This window comes from Algimonas arctica (genome assembly GCF_014652695.1).
Classification (GTDB): domain Bacteria; phylum Pseudomonadota; class Alphaproteobacteria; order Caulobacterales; family Maricaulaceae; genus Litorimonas; species Litorimonas arctica.
Map to the genome: position 1 here is coordinate 250,390 of NZ_BMZH01000003.1, position 18,799 is coordinate 269,188.

An 18,799-nucleotide genomic window follows, 5' to 3' on the forward strand; every position below is an offset into this window, starting at 1 on the left:
ATCAATTTGAGCGGGGAGGCTCGACGTGAATCAAAGCATACTCAAAATGGGTATGGTCGGAGGGGGCTCAGGCGCTTTCATTGGCTATATCCACCGCCTCGCGGCGCGGCTTGATGGTCAAATCGAGCTGGTATGTGGTGCGTTTTCCCGTGACCCTAAAAATTGTCGTCAAACCGGGCAGTCCTTGGGGATTGATCCGGCACGTTGCTATGATGACTATGAGGCGATGATGGCGGGCGAAGCCGCCCTGCCCCCCGCGCAACGCATGGACTTCATAGTTATCGTGACCCCCAACCACGTGCATTTTCCGGTCGCCAAAGCGGCCCTTGAGGCGGGGTTTCATGTTCTGTCGGACAAGCCCGCGACGCTCAATTTACAAGAAGCGCGCGATCTTTCCGACATCGTTTACAAATCCGGTCTCTCCTATGGCCTGACCCACACGTACCTGGGCTATCCGCTCGTCTCTGCGGCGCGCGCAATCATCGCCGACGGTGGCATTGGCAAGGTTCGCAAAGTGTTTGCGGAATATATCCAAGGCTGGCTGGCCGTGAACGTCGATAATAAACAGGCCGATTGGCGCACCGATCCGGCGCGGTCCGGCGCGTCTGGCTGCATGGGCGACATCGGCACACATGCCCATAATTTGGTTGAATATGTGACCGATAAAAAGATGACCCATGTCGCGGCTGACCTCACGATTTTTGTCGAGGGTCGACGGCTTGATGATGATGGCTCCGCGCTATTCCGCATGGAAGATGGCATCAAAGGTACGCTGTCGGCCTCCCAAGTCTGCGTTGGGCGTGAAAATAGCCTGTCGTTTCGCATTTACGGCGAAACGGGAGGGCTTGAATGGTATCAAGAAGAGCCCAACACGCTGATCCGCACTTATGTGGACCGCCCCACAGAAATCATTCGGTCGGCGCAAGGCTATTTGCCCGAACATATTCAGGCACAGTACCGCGCGCCCGCTGGACATCCGGAAGGCTATATCGAAGCCTTCGCGAATGTTTATCTCGAATTTGCTGAAGCCTTACGCACTGACGGCGGCGTCAAATCGGGCATGGACGCAGCCCTGCGCGGCATGGCGTTCGTGGAAGCCTTGGTCGAAAGCAGCAACAACGATTCAGCCTGGACGGAGATCAAACCATGAAAACGATGAAGGGCCCCGCGATCTTCCTGGCCCAGTTCATGGGCGACAAACCGTTTGATACGATGGAGAACGCGTGCCGCTGGATGGCCGAAGCCGGCTATCAAGGTGTGCAAATTCCGTCCGATAATCCGGTCTGTATCGACCTGAAACTGGCGGCCGAAAGCAAAACCTATTGCGACGAATTTAAAGGCCAATGCGCCGAATGGGGCGTGGAGATCACAGAGCTCTCAACCCATATTCAAGGGCAGCTTGTCGCTGTCCATCCGGCTTATGACACCGCGTTCGATGCCTTCGCGCCCAAGCATCTGCACGGCAAACCTGACGCGCGCCAAGCGTGGGCGGTTGAGCAAGTCATGTTCGCCGCCAAAGCCTCACAGAACTTAGGTTTGGACCGGTCCGTGTCCTTCCCCGGTGCGCTTGTCTGGCCCTATATGTATCCGTGGCCACAACGGCCTGCGGGTCTCGTCGAAGAGGGCTTCAAGGAATTGGCCAAGCGCTGGCGTCCGATCCTCGACTATTATGATGAATGCGGCGTCGACGTTTGCTACGAAATTCACCCCGGTGAAGACCTCCATGACGGCGTGACATTTGAGCGGTTCCTCAAGGAAGTCGACAACCACCCGCGTTGCAACATCCTTTATGATCCAAGCCACTTTATCTTGCAGCAACTCGACTACCTCTCCTTCATCGACCATTATCACGACCGTATCCGCATGTTCCACGTCAAGGATGCTGAGTTCCGACCCAATGGCAAAAGCGGCATTTATGGCGGCTATCAGGACTGGGTTGATCGTCCAGGACGGTTCCGCTCGCTGGGCGACGGTCAGATCGACTTTAAAGCGATTTTCTCAAAACTCTCGGGCTATGATTTCGATGGCTGGGCCGTTGTTGAATGGGAATGCGCGCTAAAGCACCCAGAAGACGGCGCGCGCGAAGGCGCACAATTTGTGAAAGACCATATGATCCGCGTGACGGACAAAGCCTTTGATGATTTCGCCGGCGGTGACCTCAGCGTTGAGGCCAATCGCAAAATGCTGGGCTTGACTTAAAATATAACATGACCGGTTCAGCATAAGAATGCGGACCGACAGGGGAGAATGAGAATGACAATAGTGGCCGCGGCGGGTCAGCCCGTCGGTATCAACCGCAACCGCCTGTTCTGGCTAAGTTGCCTGTCGTTGATCGTCACCGCGATGACGTTTGCTATTCGCGCGGGCATCCTCACACAACTCTCCGATGAGTTCGCGCTGACAGATACGCAGCTTGGCTGGGTCAACGGCATGGCCTTTCTCGGCTTTCCGCTGGCGATGGTTGTGTTCGGCTTCCTGTATAATGTGTTGGGGCCGCGCCTCATCATGATCCTCGCCTTTCTTGGCCATGTGCTCGGGTTGGTGTTGACGATCTATGCGGGCGGGTTTCTCAGCCTCTTAATTTCGACCTTCTTTATCGGCTTTGCCAATGGCTCGGTCGAAGCGGCCTGCAACCCGATGGTGGCGGATCTTTACAAGGACGACAAAACCAAGTGGCTCAACCGTTTCCATGTCTGGTTCCCCGGCGGCATCGTGATCGGCGCGGTGATTTCTTATATTATGACCAATATGGGCATTGGTTGGCAGCCACAAATCGCGATTATGCTGGTGCCAACGACGATCTACGGTTTCATGATCTTTACCACCGTGTTCCCTGATATTGATCCGGACAGCAAATCGATGCGTCTGGACGCCAAATCGATCCTGTTGATCAGTGCCGTGTTCGGCCTGCTGGTCCTGATCGGCACGCCCAACACACTCTTGGCGGCTGTGCCCGGCGGGATCTTGCTACCGCTGATCCTCGTACTTGGACTGGTCTATTTACTAACATTCGTTCTGACCGGGCGACACCGCGACGCAATCTTGCTGGTGGCCCTGATGGGGATCATGTCAATGACATCGACGTCAGAGCTGGGCACGCAGCAATGGGTTGAGCGTATTCTCGGCAGTTCTGGCGCACAACCTATGCTGATCCTCGCCATGGTCACGGGCATTATGGCGGTCGGTCGCTTCTTTGCCGGACCCCTCATCCATGCGCTGAATCCATTGGGCGTGCTTCTTCTTAGCGCAGTCATGACAACATTGGGCTTATTCCTGATGACGATTGTGTCCGGCGGGATGGTCTATTTGGCGGCGATCGTGTTCGCGGTCGGCGTCTGTTATTTCTGGCCGACGATGATTGGCGTGACAGCACAATATGTCCCGCGCAGTGGCGCACTGGGAATGAGCCTTGTTGGCGCGGCGGGCATGTTCGCATTAACGATCTGGAACCCCGTCATTGGTGGCTGGATTGATGCGGCGCGTATGACGGCAGAGGAAACAGGTTTGACGGGCGACGCGATTGAAGTCGCGGCCGGTCAAGGCGCATTATCCAAACTGGTACTGTTCCCGATCATCCTGATCGTCTGCTTCTTGATTCTTTATCTTTTGCGAGGCCGCTTGGCTGCGAGCGCAGACCCCATTGCCGAGGAGGGCTAACCCATGTCCGATCTTATCATGAACCGGCGCACAGCGATCACGTCGCTGCTCGCGATTTCAGCGGCTGGCGCGCTGGCCGCGTGTGGCCCGTCCGAAAACATCACGTCCTCATCCGAGGCCGGAATGGATATGGACTATGCGACCCCAACGCAGTTCTTCAGCGTCTCCGAAATGGCGTTTTTATCAGCCTTCGCACAGACAATCATGCCCAAGACTGAAACAGCGGGCGCCGTCGAAGCCGGCGTTCCGGACGTCCTGCAGGATTTAGCGTCTGTCTGGGGTGACAGTGGCTACCGTCAATATTGGCGCGAAGGCGTTGCGTCTCTTGTCGAAACCTTCAAGCGATCGAGCGACCAAGACTTCGCCGAACTGACGCCGCAGCAGCGGCTGACTATCCTTCGTCAATTCGATACCGACGTTTTTGACGGCAAGATCACTCATCCGTTTTACCGTGACGCCAAGGTCACGATTATTCAGGCCTTTTACATGTCTGAACCCGGTGCGTCCGAAGAGCTCGCTTACGAGCCCGTGCCCGGAGAATGGATCGGTTGCGTGCCGCTCTCTGAATTTCCTAAAGCATGGGCAACATAATTATGGCTGATTTTGATGTCATCGTCGTTGGCTCCGGCATGTCCGGCGGCTGGATCGCAAAAGAAATGTCTGAAAAGGGCTTCAAAGTCGCCGTGATCGAACGCGGACGGAAAGTTGAGCCGGAAAAGGATTATACGGATCACCTCAATCCGTGGGACAAGCCTGACCTTAATCGTCTGACCGAGCAGGATAAGGAAGACTATCCAATCCAGCACACCTCTTATGCCTTTCATCCCGACACAAAACAGTTTTGGGTGAAGGATAAAGAGCATCCTTATGAGGTGCCGGAAGGTCAATCCTTCACATGGCGGCGGGGCTATCACGAAGGCGGCCGTTCGATCATGTGGGGACGGCAAAGTTACCGCATGTCCGAGATCGATTTCGAAGCCAATAAAACAGATGGGCACGGTGTTGATTGGCCGGTTCGCACGGCAGATATGAAACCGTGGTACGACTATGTCGAGACCTTCGCAGGCATCTCCGGCTCGACAGAAAATCTAGAAATTCTACCCGATAGCGTGTTTCAGCCACCGCATGACCTGACCTGTGCCGAGTTGGATTTCAAAGACAAAGTCGAAGACACATTTCCCGGTCGTCGCGTTATACCGGGCCGCGTTGCGAATCTTACCGCGCCGACACCTGAGCAAACCGCCTTGGGACGGGGCCGCTGCCAAGCGCGCAATCATTGTTTTAACGGCTGTAGCTACGGCGCTTATTTCAGCTCGAATTCCGCGACACTTCCTGCGGCGCGGCGCACCGGAAATATGACATTCATCCCTGATACCGCCGTGCATAAAGTCGTGCATGACAAGACGCTGGACCGCGCGACAGGTGTTGAAACCGTCAACATTAAAACGGGCGAAACCAAAACCATCACGGCCCGCGTTATCTTCCTTAATGCCGGCACAATCCCGACCAGCATGATCCTGCTGAATTCCGCCAATGCGGATCATCCGAACGGGCTGGCCAATAGCTCGGGCCAACTCGGTCATAATCTGATGGACCATCATTCTGGCGCGCGTGGGCAGGCAACAATGCCCGGCAACCTCGACAAATACCATTTTGGACGCCGCCCGAACGGGTTCTACATTCCGCGCTTTCGGAACCATACCGAAGAAGCCGAAGGGTTTATTCGCGGCTTTGGTTATCAAGGCTGGGGCATGCGGTCGAGCTGGGGCAGCGGCGTTGGCAATAAAGGGGTTGGCACAGACCTAAAAGATCAACTGCGTAGCCCGGGCGCGTGGAGTATCGGGATGGTCGCGTTTGGGGAAGTCCTGCCAAACTTTGATAATCATGTTCGCCTTCACCCGACAAAAACAGATAAATGGGGTTTTCCAATTCCTATTCTCGACGCCAAATGGGGCGAGAACGAACGCAACATGGTCCGGCAGGCCACCCGTGATACGCGGGCCATGCTGGAAGTCGCTGGCGCGATCAATATCTGGACCGATGATCCGGAGACAGCCGAGCCGAATTCGCCCGGTAACGGCATTCACGAAATGGGGACAGCTCGGATGGGACGGGATGCGAAAACATCGGTCCTTAACGGGTTTAACCAAAGCTGGGACGTGCCGAACCTGTTCATCACCGACGGGTCCTTCATGGCGTCTGGTGGCTGCCAGAACCCGTCACTGACCTATATGGCCTTTTCCGCCCGTGCCGCGAACCATGCGGCAGAATTAATGAAAGAGGGCGTTCTTTAGCCGACAGGCTTGAGTGCCCTTTTTCGTCCCCACGATGAACACCGTACGATCAAGGAAGGTCGAGCCGCAATGACCCATAAGCTGAGTCTAGACCGTAGACACTTCCTGAGCGCCAGCGGGGCGCTTATGCTCGCAGCCGCCTGTCAGCCCGCCGCCATCGCCCCGGCCGGTCGCCAGCACATCACCAAGATCGGCTTGCAAACCTACAGCTTGCGCGAAGCCTTAGGCCTTGATTTCGTTGGTACGTTCCAAATGATCAAAGATGTTGGCTATGACTTCGTTGAGCTGAACGGTCGTAACTTTGCGGACCGCGCGCCGACTGAGCTACGCAAAATTCTTGATGATGTGGGCCTCCCTGCGCCCGCGACCCATGTCGATTATAAGAGCCTCTCGGAAACTCCGGCGCGGCTCGGCGATATTGCCGCGACGCTCGGCTGTGACTATGTCATCCTGCCGTGGTTAGCGGACGATCAACGCGGCATGGAGGATTACAAACGCCATGCAAAGATGCTCAACCTTGCGGCGGAAACTCTCCGTGCGACGAATATCAAGCTGGCTTACCATAACCACCATTTCGAGTTTTTCGATCTGGGACGCGGCATCACAGGCATGGATATCCTGCTATCGGAAACGGACCCGTCCCTCGTCTCGTTTGAGCTCGACTTTTTCTGGGCGGCGCTGGCGGGTGTCGATATTCCTAAACTGCTCGCCGCCCATCCCGGACGGTTCAAGCTGTGTCATATTAAGGATATGTCCGGCGACCCGGCCCCTTACGCGGCTAGCCTCGACTTCGCGACAACTGTTCAAGATTTGATGGTCAATGTCGGCGAAGGGACCCTGCCGTTCGAGACCTACTTCGCGCAGAATTCCGTCTCCGGCATGGAGTATTTCATCGCCGAACATGACAATCCTCCGCAACCGTTCCGACAGTCCATTCAAACCAGCTATGATGCGATTAAGGCCATGCGCTTTTAGTCATGTCGTCCTCACTCCGATCCCTGATTGTGATTATGGGCGTATCAGGATGCGGTAAGTCAACAATTGGACGGGCCTTAGCGGCAAAAAACGCGTGGCCATTTCTTGAAGGCGATAGGTTTCATCCCGCCGAAAATATTGAGAAAATGGCGTCAGGAACACCGCTCACGGATCAAGATCGCGTGGCTTGGATGGACGGGATTTGCTGCGCCGTGGATGCGCATGCGGCTCCGGTCCTTGTGTTGGCCTGTTCTGCCTTAACGCCTTTTGTCCGCAACCGATTGGGTCAAATCGGGCGCAATCTTATTTATGCCCACCTGAAAACCGATAGTGTCGATATGGTCGAGCGCCTCGGTTTTCGCGATCATTTCATGCCGGCGCAGCTTCTATCCAGCCAATATGCCGCCCTGTCTGTGCCTGACGGGGCGTATGAATTCGATGCCAGCAAACCCGCTGACAGAATCGTGGTGCAGATGATGGATCGCTTCATCGGCGGCCCGACTGACATGAGGCCCCCTCGATGGAATTCGTAACCACCTACCAGCCCGTCTTGGCCACCCTGGCCGGTATTACGGCGCTCTTGATCCTCATTTTACGCGCCAGGATGAACGCATTTGCGGCCCTCTTATTGGTTGCGATCCTCTCAGCTGTTGCCGCCGGAATGTCGCCTGACCGCGCGTTGGCAACGGTCAGCACGGGCATGGGCGGCGTGTTAGGCTTTATTGCGCCCGTGATTGGCTTAGGGGCCCTATTCGGAATTATTTTGGAAGCCTCCGGCGGCATTCAAACGCTGGCCAATGGGGCTGCCCGGTTGGGAAGTCCCAAACGTCAAAAATGGGCGATGGGGGCGTTAGGGCTGGCCGCAGCGACGCCTGTTTTCTTTGATGTGGCGCTCATCATTCTCATGCCGTTTATCGCCGGATTGGCCAAAAGAAGCGGTAAAGTTGCCCTTTATTTTGGTCTTCCGCTCTGTGCGGGTTTGGCCGTCGGTCATGCGTTCATTCCGCCAACTCCCGGTCCGATTGCGATCGCTGAGTTGATCGGCGCCAATTTAGGCTGGGTTTTGCTGTTCGGGAGCTTCACGGGACTGATTTCAATGGCTGTGGCAGGGCCGATCCTGACGGGGTTACTCCAAAAACGAAACGCCCTGCCCCATGGCGACCTCAAACTGTCAGATTTTTTCAAGGACGAAAGCGCCGTCGCCGTTAAAAACCCCATGCGCCTTCAAAAGGCAATCGGCCTCATCCTCTTGCCGCTGGTTTTGATTGTCGCCGGCACGCTCTCAAAGCTGGTTCTGCCGCAAGGACTGATCCAAGACATTTTCACCCTGATCGGCCATCCATTTTCTGCCCTACTCATTGCGAGCGGTACCTGTTGGGCCTGTGCGCGACACGCAGGTGTCAAGAGCGCCACAATCCAATCCGCCATGTCGCGCGCCTTTGAACCTGTAGGCGTGGTCATCCTCGTCACTGGCGCCGGCGGCGCGTTCAAACAAGTGCTCGTCGATACGGGTGCAGGCGAGCAAATCGCCAATGGCGTTCTGTCAATCGGCCTCACGCCGCTGGTGATGGCTTTTGTTCTCGCGCTGATTATTCGGGCGGCACAAGGTAGCGCAACGGTCGCCATGATTACGGCAGCGGGGCTTATCGCGCCAATCCTAGCCACGCTGGCTCTCTCTGACCCCCAACTGGCCTTGATCACCATCGCGATTGCTGCGGGGGCGAGCGGTCTGTCTTACGTCAATGATTCAGGTTTTTGGCTGGTCAGCCGCCTCTTTGGTCTCACAGAAAAAGAGACCTTAGCGACGTGGACTGTATCAACGACCCTCATCGCCGCGACAGGATTAATCTGCACGATGATCCTCTACCCTTTGGTCGGCTAGGCCTTTGTCTTAAAACCCCATCCAACCCTCAATCGGTCCGTATTAGATGTGTTCTATATCCATTAAACCATCGCTTTAAGAACTGATCGTCATCACCGCATTCATACGCCTCATAAAAGGTGCAAAACCTTCCGCCTATTAACTTGACGAACAGAATGTTGGCCGCGATGGCAACATTGAATATCGATAAATTGGCTTTAGGGGGCTTGCAAGCGGATGATCTTTTCCGACAAACAATCACGCTGGATTCAGACACCGCTCAATCCGATAGTTTTGTTCGGCGCGCTCGTCTTGGTGGCCTGTGGTAATGGCGGTGAACCCGCCCAGTCAGTCAGGTCCCTGCAAACCGTGTCTCCGTCGACGGGCGACATTACCCGAGTCGTCGGCGCCACCGGAAAAATTGTTCCTCGCCAAGAGGTTATGGTCGGGTCCGAAGTGTCTGGTCGCGTAATTGACGTGCTCGTTGATTTCAATTCCACCGTCAAAACGGGACAGGTCTTAGCGCGGATTGATCCGACATCCTTTGATAGCCGCGTTCAACAAATTGTAAGCCGGATCGATTCCGCTCGCGCCGACATTAATGTGCAGAAAGCATCGGTCGAGAGCGCACAAGTTAATCTCGATAATGCGGTGCTTCAGCTCACGCGCCGTGAAGGTCTGTTTGAACAACAAGCCATTAGCCAAGCACAACTCGAAAGCGCACAGCGGGATGTGGGGGTTTCCACCGCCAACCTAAAACTGTCAAAAGCGCGCGTCGTGTCTTCCGAGGCCAGTCTGCGCCAACTCGTCGCGCAACTCGAAGAGGCCCGCGCCGATTTGGAACGGACAACAATTTTATCGCCCATTGATGGGGTCGTGATCGACCGAAAAATTGATCCCGGCCAGACCGTGCAGGCGAGTTTTTCCGCACCTGAGCTATTCACGATCGCCGCTGATCTGTCGCAAATTCAAGTTGAAGCCGTGATCATCGAATCTGATGTCGCGGGACTAGAAGCCGGCGACACGGCGCGGTTCACCGTTGATGCCTATCCGGATGATCCGATTGAGGGTATTGTCGAGCAGTTGCGGTTCAAGAGCCAAGAAACCAACAATATCATCTCTTATATTGCCGTTATTGGCGCGGAAAATCCGTCCAATCGCTTGATGCCCGGCATGACAGCGAATTTGCAGATTATTACAGAAATTAAGAGCCGGTCGCGCCGCCTCCCCGTCAGTGTCGAGCGGTTCCGTCCATCGCCACGCGATCTAGAACAATTTGAAAAACGCAGTGAAGACAGCGCGGAAGACGAAAGCCTCCTCTCGCCAACATTTGCACGACTGACGACAATCGGACTGCCGCAAAGTCGCGTCGAGAGCTATCGTCAGCAAATCGAACCCGCCACGCAGCGCATGCGGGATTTGATCAACGACCCGACAAAATCCTTCATGCACACGCCGATGCGGATTGCGATGAACGAGCTGATCGACAATCAACTTAAGACATATTTAAATGCATCGGAGCGCCAAGCCTACACGGCCCAAGTCGGTCTAGAGCGTACAATCCGACCGGTTGAACTCTGGGTGGCAACGCCCGACGGAAAGATGAGTAAACGGACCGTGAAACTGGGTCTATCGGATGGATCCTTTGTCGAGGTCGTTGACGGACTTTCTGATACAGACAGTGTTGTCATCGGCGTTGGCGTGGCTGGCAACGATCAAGGTGGACGTTCCGGTGGAGGGCGCCCAGGAGGACAAGGGCGATGATCGTCACACGCAACCTCCGTAAAACCTATATCTTGGGCGGACAGGAGATTCACGCCTTGGACGGCGTCGATTTAACCGTTCCCGCCGGTCAATTTCTGGCCGTTGTCGGCGCATCAGGGTCTGGCAAATCGACCCTCATGAATATGCTGGGCGGGCTCGATAAACCTGATACGGGGGACGTTGAAATCGACGGGCAGAATATCGTTAAGCTCGGCCTTCGCGGGCTCGCCCGGTTTCGCAATGAAACATTGGGGTTTGTCTTCCAAAGCTTTCAACTCTTGCCCCGTCAATCGGCGCTCAGCAATGTCATGTTACCGCTGACCTATCGTCGTCCGGCTCCCGATAATGCCAAAGATGCCGCGCAAGCGGCCCTCACGGCCGTCGATCTTGCCGACCGGATGCTCAATAAACCGACCCAGCTTTCGGGCGGACAGCAACAACGCGTCGCCATCGCCCGCGCTCTCGTCGGTCAACCCAAGCTTTTGCTTGCCGATGAACCCACTGGCGCGCTCGATAGCAAAACGTCCGAGAATGTTATGGCTCTGTTAGGCCGACTGTCCCGAGACGGGCTGACTATCGTGCTGATCACTCACGACCCGGAGGTTGCGACCTATGCGGACCGTGTTGTGACGATGCGGGACGGACGGATCGTCGAAGATGTAATGAATGAGGCGGTGGCAGCATGAAACTCCTCAAGCTCGCCTTTAGCTCCCTGCTCGAACGCAAAATGCGTAGCCTTCTGACGATGCTCGGCATCATCATCGGCGTCGCCGCAGTCTATGCAATGTTGGTCATCGGTAACGGCGCCAAAGATCAAATCATGGATAGTTTGGGCGGGATCAATTCACGCTCTATTTCCTTGAGCCCCAACTGGACTCGTGGTCGGGCGTCCAACCGCAAACCCTATCGCCGCTTTACAGAAACGGATGTCGAACAAATTCGGGGTATTCGCGGCGCGGAAGCCGTGTCCGGCATGATTAATAGTAGTGAGTCCGTTGTTGTCCCCGGCACAGACTCGCAATCGGATATTCGCGGAACGGATCAGGATTACCTTGCAACCAACGACATGACACTGTCGGCCGGGCGCAATCTCAATCCTGAAGACCTTGAGTTCTCCCGCACGGTCGCCTTGTTGGGATCCAGCGCGTCTGAGCGGCTGTTTGGCAAGAGTTACCCCATCGGTGCAACGGTCGTGATCAAACGTATCCCGTTCGAAGTGGTCGGCGTCTTGGAAACCTATGAAGCGCAATGGTCGCGCGGCAATGATGAGAATGATTTCATTATCATTCCCCGCTCGACGATGCGGGCGCGCATTAGTGGCGATGATTGGTTGGTCAAAAACAAAGTCGACAATATTCAGGTTGTCGGAGAGACTACGGAATCGCTCACCTTTATCGAAACCGAAGTCGATTCCATCTTGCGACGATCCCGAAACCTCTCCGCTGCAGACGCGCCCGATTTTCGCATTTTCAACTTTAGCGCCAATCGACAACAGCAAGCGCAGGGTCAACAAATGTTCACCATTTTACTTGCCTCGATCGGAGTCATCACGCTGATTGTGGGCGGAGTCGGTGTGATGAATATTATGCTGGTGAGCGTCGCCGAGCGAACCCGCGAGATTGGTCTACGCATGAGCGTGGGCGCGCGCGGGTCCGATATTCTGCTACAGTTTCTTGTTGAAGCGCTGGTGCTCTGTGCGATTGGTGGGGCCATCGGTTTGGCGATTGGTTATGGCGCAGGCGAATTCGTCGAACGGTCCAGCAGTGTGGGTAATGAGTCGGTCTTGAAAATTCGTCACAGCCTGCCAACGGCAATGCTCGCTTTTGGGTCCGCGCTATTTACCGGTATCGTTTTTGGTTTTCTGCCCGCCCGCCGCGCGAGCCGTCTCAATCCTGTGGAGGCTCTGCGCCATGAGTAAGCCCGCTCTGAGGACGTTACCCCTCATGATTCCCTCGATGAAACAGGCGCTTTTGCGTGGGGCGGTTGCTATGTCCGCATTCGTTCTGATCGGTTGCGCAACATCACCCAATGGAGCCGAAACTGAGATTAACGCCTTAAATGGTACAATCCCCGTCAGCGCGCTTGGCAGGATCGCGGATCACCCTGCCGAGTCTTTCGCAGACCTTCTACCAGACCCGTTGCTCGCGGATTATCTCGCTACGGCACTCACAGGGAACAATTCCGTTGAACAAGCCCGCATCGCGGTTGAGGCGGCGGACCTGCGCCTGACACAATCCCGCGCACGCAGAGGCCCATTTATTGGACTGTCCGGCTCCACAGGCGCGTCGACTGGCCTCGATGATTTTGATTTGAATGATAGCGCAAGATTGGGGGCCAGCCTGTCTTTTGACCCAGATATATTTGGGGAGATTCGGGCCACGGTACACGGCAGCCAGGCGCAATTATTCCTCCGACAGGCTGAACTTGCGCGGTTGCAACGCGCGATTTTAGCGCGAACAGCCCAAGCCTATGTCCAGGCGATTGAAACCGACCTTCAGTTGGCCTTAGCACAAGAAAATTTTGAGTTTCTTGGCGAAACCCTTCGCGTGTCCCGGGCGCGGTTCGAGGCGGGAGACATTGCACGCTCTGATTATGCCCTCTCCGAAGCCGAATATGAAAACTCCCGCGCCAGTCTCTTTGCGCAACAATTGGGCGCGCGCGAATCCCGCCGGACGTTGGCGGATTTAGTCGGACGCTACGATGTTGAAACGCTCCCGGTCGCCACGACATTGCCCCCAATTGCCGCGCAGCACGCAACCATACGCGCAACGGCGGACCGAGCGGTCTTGGCCCGGTATGATATCGAAGCACAGCGTCTCGCCGTTGTCTCTGCGGCCGCTAATCTTGATGCCACAAAGGCCAGCACACTTCCCGGCATTAGCCTCAGCGGTTCCGCTGGTGGAGGGCTGAGCCTATCGGACCTGTTCGACATTGACACCTATGTCACGAGCCTCTCAGCAGCGATTAGCGACACGGTGTTTGATAATGGCCTTGATACCGCGCGTATCGCTGAATCCCGCACCCGTCTTGATGCGGCACTGGCCACTTATAGCGAAGCGTTGCGCGATGCTTACCGCGATGTGATATCGTCTCTGGACCGCCTAGAGGTCTTTCAAACACGGCTGATTGCCCTCGACGCTGCCAGTCGCGCGGCAGGACAAGCGTTAGAGCTGGAACAAGTCCGGTTCGATTTAGGCGAGGCGATCCTGCTGGATGTTCTGACCGTCCAACGTCGTGTGAACACGATCCAATCGTCGCGCATTCGCGAGGAAAGCGCCATTCGGACAGCCTTAATCGATGCCTATCTTGCCGCGGGACCCGCGCGTTAGCAAAAAATGAGCGTGGTCTGGACCAAAACCGACCTTGTTTCCCGGCGTAGCGCCTTGCCCTTAATGCGTTTATCAGACACTTCTCCCAAATATCGGCTGTGACGTCTCTATCCTATACAGAAGATTTCGTGGATGTTTGCGCTTCCGTAAAAAATGGGCTCTAGAACGGATTGCTACAGGAGCCGCAACTTGCACCGTGATCAGTGCCTTCTCATCTTGGAGAATCGAAGCCGTCATTTTTGCGCTTTGGTGTCTGTGTTCCGTCTGGGAAGTGATTGCCTTTCGTCGATTTGCGACTTGCCAGGATAGCCGAAGCGCAGAAGCGCACATGCTGATTGCAGTTTTCGCAAATATGTCCGTCACGTCGGCCCCGATTGTCGTGTGTATTGTTGAAAGAGAACTGGGGTTCGCTATCGGTCGCTTCTCATCGCCTCGGTCACGCCTTGTGCTATCGCAATCTTGATCACGACAGGGACACTCGCCTCCTATTATTTTCAACGCGGCGATCTATTTCTCGCATGTTCCATGTTTTTACGTCCGCTTTGTTATGGAGGAATGGTCCTTTTACTTCACCTGACGATGCGAATGCCGCAAAATCAGATTTCTTAGCCAGTATGAGTCATGAAATTCGAACCCCGGTGAATGGTATTCTCGGCATGAATGAATTGATGATGCAATCCGATCTGACGGACGCGCAAAAACAGTTCAGTCGCATTATCAAAATGTCTGGTGAAAACCTCATCATCATCATCAATGACATCCTTGATTTCGCAAAATTGGAGGCTCGAGAATTCACGCCCCATCCTGAATGGTTTAGCGTCAGTGAACTCGTTCAAACCGTGGCGACACTTGTCAGCGCGAAAACCGACCCGAACAAAGTCCGAATTGAATATTGGGTCGACCCGGCTATACCAGATTGGCTGTTCGCGGATGCCGTGTGCTTGCACCAAGTTCTAACCAACCCAGCCGGAAATTCTGTTAAATTCACAGACCAAGGCTACGTCCGATTGGTCGCTAGACCGAACCCTGATGCGTCTAATACCACGCAGCATAGCCTGCGATTCACTGTCGAAGGCACAGGCACAGGCACAGGCATAGGCATAGGCATAGGCATAGGCATAGGCATAGGCATAGGCATAGGCATAGGCATAGGCATCAACCTAAGAAAAATTGACAGGATGTTCGAAAAATTTAGTCAGGCCGCATTTACGTGACGAGCGAAGTGGGCCTTGGCTCTACATTTACAGTTGAAATTCCACTGGATGATGTGTTCCTCGCGTCGGTTCAATATTTCGGACGACAAGGCGAACATCGCAGCTTAATGTCATTATAATGACGCCCTGCATTATATCCTCCCCCGATAAGCGAGTGAGTCTGGATAAGATAAACCGTCTGGATCTTCCCGTATGAGTAAGCCAGCCCCCTTTCAACCGCTCGGAAAATTTGAGTGGCCCAGCACCACAGTCAACCGCGGCGTTGATCTGGCTCTGAGCCAGCTTCTAAAATCACTCCGACGATCCAATAAAGATGCGGGTATTGACCCTAATTTACTCTCGCCCGCACCGAGGGACCTGCTCGACAGGATCTGCGAACCGCCCGCCCATTTTCCTTTGTTGGCCGAGATGGACGCGACGCTGTCGGCATGGACGGCGGATGAGAGCGCCTCTGACAGAGTTCAAACGATCATTTTACCGCCGTGCGACCGAGAAGACCTGCTCGGGCAATGGGCGAAGACCCATACCCTACAGACGTTTGGCACAGATCGAAAGATGGCCGAACTTGATGCGCTGGATGATCCGCACGCCACGCCGCTTGTCATCCCTAAACTAGAGCGCCGCTTTCTACGCACGCGCAGCGGCTTGCACGATATTCGCCAATTGCTTGACCGCCTTTCGGTTATGGAACGCCGGATTATTATCGGTTGTAACAGCTGGGCTTGGCAATTTTTGCGCAAGAGTTGCGAGATCGACTTGATCTTTGACGCGCCCATGACCTTTCAAGCCTTTGACAAAAACAGGCTCAGAGTCTGGCTCGGGACGCTGGCGCTAGACCCGGCGGATGGGGCCAACCTCTGTTTCCGGTCCGCCAGTTCCGGCCAAGATGTGTTTAGCAATGGTGAAGGCGAAGCCGACGTGTCCGAGTTTATCAGTGATCTCGCCAAAGCCAGTATCGGCGTTCCTTGGGTCGCTTGGCACTTATGGAAAGACAGCTTACACGTTGCGAATGCCATCGAGGCCGATGAGATGTCCGTGGAGCCTATCATATCAGAGGCGGATCCGCGCGAGACAATCTGGGTCACAGATATTCGCCCGCCGTCTGTCCCAAGCCGCAGTGATCAAAATGCCTTACTCGTGCTACATGCCCTGTTGATCCACGGGGGCCTGACCGGGGACCAAATTGTCCAGACCGTTCCGCTCGTGACATACACGCATGTTCTGGCTTCGCTTGTGCGGTCTGGATTGATTGATAAGGTTGATGGACTATACCGCTGCCGCCCGGCCGCCTACCCGGTCATACGGGACGGGTTGAACAATAGTGGTTATCCGGTGGACGTTCTGTGATGCAATCTGGGCCTAAAACCACAAGCGAAAAAGCCGCTAACCTGCTCAATGACTGGCAGGATATCAGCTTTATTCAGATCGCCACTATCCTGTTACTGTGTTTCGGTACAATTTGGCTTCTTCGAAAGACCATTCCGTTTCTTGCCGAGCGCGTACCCAGCCGTTTACGGCTATATTTGCTTCGCGCGGTACCGATCTTGCGCATGATCATTATTATTTCTGCGCTGCTCTGGATAATTCCGATTATCTTTAACATCACGGTGCAAAACTTCCTCGTCATTGCGGGCGCAGCGAGTGTCGCCATCGGCTTCGCCTTTAAGGATTATGTCAGTAGTTTGATTGCGGGCATTGTCGCAATTTTTGAACGGCCTTACGGTCCCGGTGATTGGGTCGAAATTGAAGGCGACTATGGCGAAGTCATCAACCTTGGCATGCGTGCTATCCGGATACGAACCGCGACTGATGATATAATCACCGTTCCGCATGATGCGATCTGGTCGAACAATATTTCCAACTCGAATACCGGGTCACAAACGCTCATGTGCGTGGCAGATTTCTATCTGGACCCCCATCATGATGCGGCAAAAGTGCGCCGAGAACTCGTCGATGTCGCGCTGACCAGTGCCTATCTTGATTTCCGAAAGCCTGTACTCGTCGTCTTAAAAGAAACAGAATTTGCGACGCGCTATAGTCTCAAAGCCTATCCGTTTGATCTGCGCGACCAATTCAAATTCGTCAGTGACCTGACCGATCGGGGTAAAGGCGCGATCCGAGACGCAGGCGCAAAGCCGGTCTCTATGCCGCATTTTGCCTCAGAGGATGTCGCCAAACTATAAGCCCATCGTCACAAAAACTTGGCAAGCGCCTCATACATCGTTATGGGCGGCGAATTTTATTCGATTCCGAGAAATAGATCATGACCGATATTCAGCAAATTCACCCGAGTGATATCGTCGACCAATTAGTCGACCTGTACGACCAGCAGGTTGGGCTGCTGCGGACACGGTTTGATGCTTATGCGGCGGGTCATGTCGAGAATTTAGATTCCGTCCACGCCGTCTACCCCCAACTCAACGTCTCTATTCCCGCCGAAGAAGCGGTAATGACCAGTAATTTGGCGTTGGGGCGTGTCGCTACCCGCCATGAATTCAGCACCACCATTACGCAGCCTCAACTGTTCCGTCCCTATTTGGAAAAACAGATTGCAAAAGTGCTGAAACAATTTTCGGCCAAAGTGCATGTCGGTTTGTCCGACAGCCCAATCCCGCTTAATTTTGCCCTTGAAGCGGCGACAGCGGGTCTTGACCTCGAAACGCGGCAAGCGCTTCCGACTTATTTTTATACACCGAACCTTGTTGCGACGAACGACCATATTGTGGATGGCCGCCAAATTTTGGACCGCAATACAGATATGCCACTAGCGCTGTTTACAGCCGAGCGGGTCGATTACTCTCTGCATCGCATTCGCCATTATACCGCGACCAAACCCGAGAACTTTCAGGATTTCATCCTGTTCACGAATTATCAGCGCTATGTCGATGAGTTCATCGTATGGGCGCTCGAGGAAGTAAAAGCCGGACGCGCCACCCATCTGGTTGAGCCGGGTGGCCGCATAACCGGCGCTGATGGCATTCCGTCCTGCGATCCTATCGCCAAAGTGCCGCAAATGCCCGCCTATCACCTTGTTCGGGAAAAGCACCGAGGCGTCACATTAATCAACATTGGCGTCGGACCCTCTAACGCGAAAACCATCACCGACCATGTCGCTGTGCTTCGCCCCCATGTTTGGTTGATGATCGGTCACTGCGGCGCCCTACGGCGCACACAACGGTTGGGGGACTATGTTCTGGCCCATGCTTATTTACGCAAGGACAAGGTTTTGGATCACGTGCTCCCGCCGCATATTCCTTTGCCGACACTTGCTGAAGTCCAATTGTCGTTGAGCAAAGCAGTTCGCCTTGAAACGGGCGCAACCGCGGCAGACCTTAAAGATTTGCTTCGCACGGGCACAGTTGTGACCACCGATGATCGCAACTGGGAGCTGGCATTTGAAGACTATGCCGTTGATTTGAACAAGTCGCGCGCGATTGCGATCGACATGGAATCCGCCACAATTGCCGCCAATGGCTACCGCTACCGTGTCCCTTACGGGACCTTGCTCTGCGCGTCGGATCGTCCATTGCACGGCGAGATCAAATTGCCGGGCATGGCCGATGCCTTTTATCAGGAACGCGTCGGGCAACATCTACAGATCGGCCTGCGCGCGATCGATATTTTGCGCGAAGAGTCAGATGCTGGAACTCTCCATTCGCGTAAACTGCGTAGCTTTGACGAGCCGCTCTTCCGATAAAGAAAAAG

General features: G+C 54.8%; 16 protein-coding genes. All 16 read left to right on the forward strand.

The genetic code is table 11. The features are described from left to right. The first annotated feature begins 25 nt into the window (after positions 1-25). The 16 genes from IE105_RS05410 (at position 26) to IE105_RS05485 (ending at position 18,791) form a co-directional block, all read left to right on the forward strand. Entirely contained in the window at positions 26-1,150 is a 1,125-nt protein-coding gene (locus IE105_RS05410; protein WP_233353999.1) for a Gfo/Idh/MocA family protein, read from the forward strand. Next, complete coding sequence (locus IE105_RS05415; protein ID WP_189496211.1) at positions 1,147-2,199, forward strand: sugar phosphate isomerase/epimerase family protein; 1,053 nt, start codon at positions 1,147-1,149, stop codon at positions 2,197-2,199. The genes IE105_RS05410 and IE105_RS05415 overlap by 4 nt, the downstream gene beginning before the upstream one ends. Positions 2,200-2,253: 54 nt before the next feature. Next, complete coding sequence (locus IE105_RS05420) at positions 2,254-3,657, forward strand: MFS transporter (protein WP_189496213.1); 1,404 nt, start codon at positions 2,254-2,256, stop codon at positions 3,655-3,657. 3 nt (positions 3,658-3,660) lie between these two features. Beyond that, positions 3,661-4,248, forward strand: a complete 588-nt coding sequence (locus IE105_RS05425) for a gluconate 2-dehydrogenase subunit 3 family protein (RefSeq protein WP_189496215.1) — start codon at positions 3,661-3,663, stop codon at positions 4,246-4,248. Positions 4,249-4,250: 2 nt separating this feature from the next. After that, positions 4,251-5,951 (forward strand): GMC oxidoreductase, encoded by a 1,701-nt coding sequence (locus IE105_RS05430; RefSeq protein ID WP_189496217.1) that lies wholly within the window; start codon positions 4,251-4,253, stop codon positions 5,949-5,951. Positions 5,952-6,020: 69 nt separating this feature from the next. Continuing rightward, complete coding sequence (locus tag IE105_RS05435; RefSeq protein WP_189496219.1) at positions 6,021-6,926, forward strand: sugar phosphate isomerase/epimerase family protein; 906 nt, start codon at positions 6,021-6,023, stop codon at positions 6,924-6,926. Between the two features lie 2 nt (positions 6,927-6,928). Beyond that, positions 6,929-7,459 carry a gluconokinase gene (locus IE105_RS05440; RefSeq protein ID WP_189496221.1) on the forward strand — a complete coding sequence of 177 codons (531 nt, stop codon included), beginning with the start codon at positions 6,929-6,931 and terminating at the stop codon, positions 7,457-7,459. After that, complete coding sequence (locus tag IE105_RS05445; RefSeq protein ID WP_189496223.1) at positions 7,447-8,808, forward strand: GntP family permease; 1,362 nt, start codon at positions 7,447-7,449, stop codon at positions 8,806-8,808. Before IE105_RS05440 ends, IE105_RS05445 begins: the two co-directional genes overlap by 13 nt. Before the next feature lie 216 nt (positions 8,809-9,024). After that, positions 9,025-10,551, forward strand: coding sequence for an efflux RND transporter periplasmic adaptor subunit (locus IE105_RS05450; protein ID WP_189496224.1), 1,527 nt, complete (start codon positions 9,025-9,027; stop codon positions 10,549-10,551). Beyond that, positions 10,548-11,237 carry an ABC transporter ATP-binding protein gene (locus tag IE105_RS05455; protein WP_189496226.1) on the forward strand — a complete coding sequence of 230 codons (690 nt, stop codon included), beginning with the start codon at positions 10,548-10,550 and terminating at the stop codon, positions 11,235-11,237. Before IE105_RS05450 ends, IE105_RS05455 begins: the two co-directional genes overlap by 4 nt. Further along, the gene (locus IE105_RS05460) at positions 11,234-12,469 is read left to right on the forward strand and encodes an ABC transporter permease (RefSeq protein ID WP_189496228.1); all 1,236 of its coding nucleotides are present in this window, start codon (positions 11,234-11,236) and stop codon (positions 12,467-12,469) included. The genes IE105_RS05455 and IE105_RS05460 overlap by 4 nt, the downstream gene beginning before the upstream one ends. 70 nt (positions 12,470-12,539) lie before the next feature. Next, positions 12,540-13,880, forward strand: coding sequence for a TolC family protein (locus IE105_RS05465; RefSeq protein ID WP_189496230.1), 1,341 nt, complete (start codon positions 12,540-12,542; stop codon positions 13,878-13,880). Positions 13,881-14,398: 518 nt separating this feature from the next. Continuing rightward, on the forward strand, positions 14,399-15,094 hold the full coding sequence (locus IE105_RS05470; protein WP_267904660.1) for a histidine kinase dimerization/phospho-acceptor domain-containing protein: 696 nt from the start codon (positions 14,399-14,401) through the stop codon (positions 15,092-15,094). A 192-nt stretch (positions 15,095-15,286) separates the two neighbouring features. Further along, positions 15,287-16,441, forward strand: a complete 1,155-nt coding sequence (locus IE105_RS05475) for a hypothetical protein (protein WP_189496234.1) — start codon at positions 15,287-15,289, stop codon at positions 16,439-16,441. Then, complete coding sequence (locus IE105_RS05480; protein WP_189496236.1) at positions 16,441-17,277, forward strand: mechanosensitive ion channel family protein; 837 nt, start codon at positions 16,441-16,443, stop codon at positions 17,275-17,277. Before IE105_RS05475 ends, IE105_RS05480 begins: the two co-directional genes overlap by 1 nt. A gap of 80 nt (positions 17,278-17,357) precedes the next feature. Further along, the gene (locus tag IE105_RS05485; RefSeq protein WP_189496238.1) at positions 17,358-18,791 is read left to right on the forward strand and encodes an AMP nucleosidase; all 1,434 of its coding nucleotides are present in this window, start codon (positions 17,358-17,360) and stop codon (positions 18,789-18,791) included. The last annotated feature ends 8 nt before the right edge of the window (positions 18,792-18,799 follow it).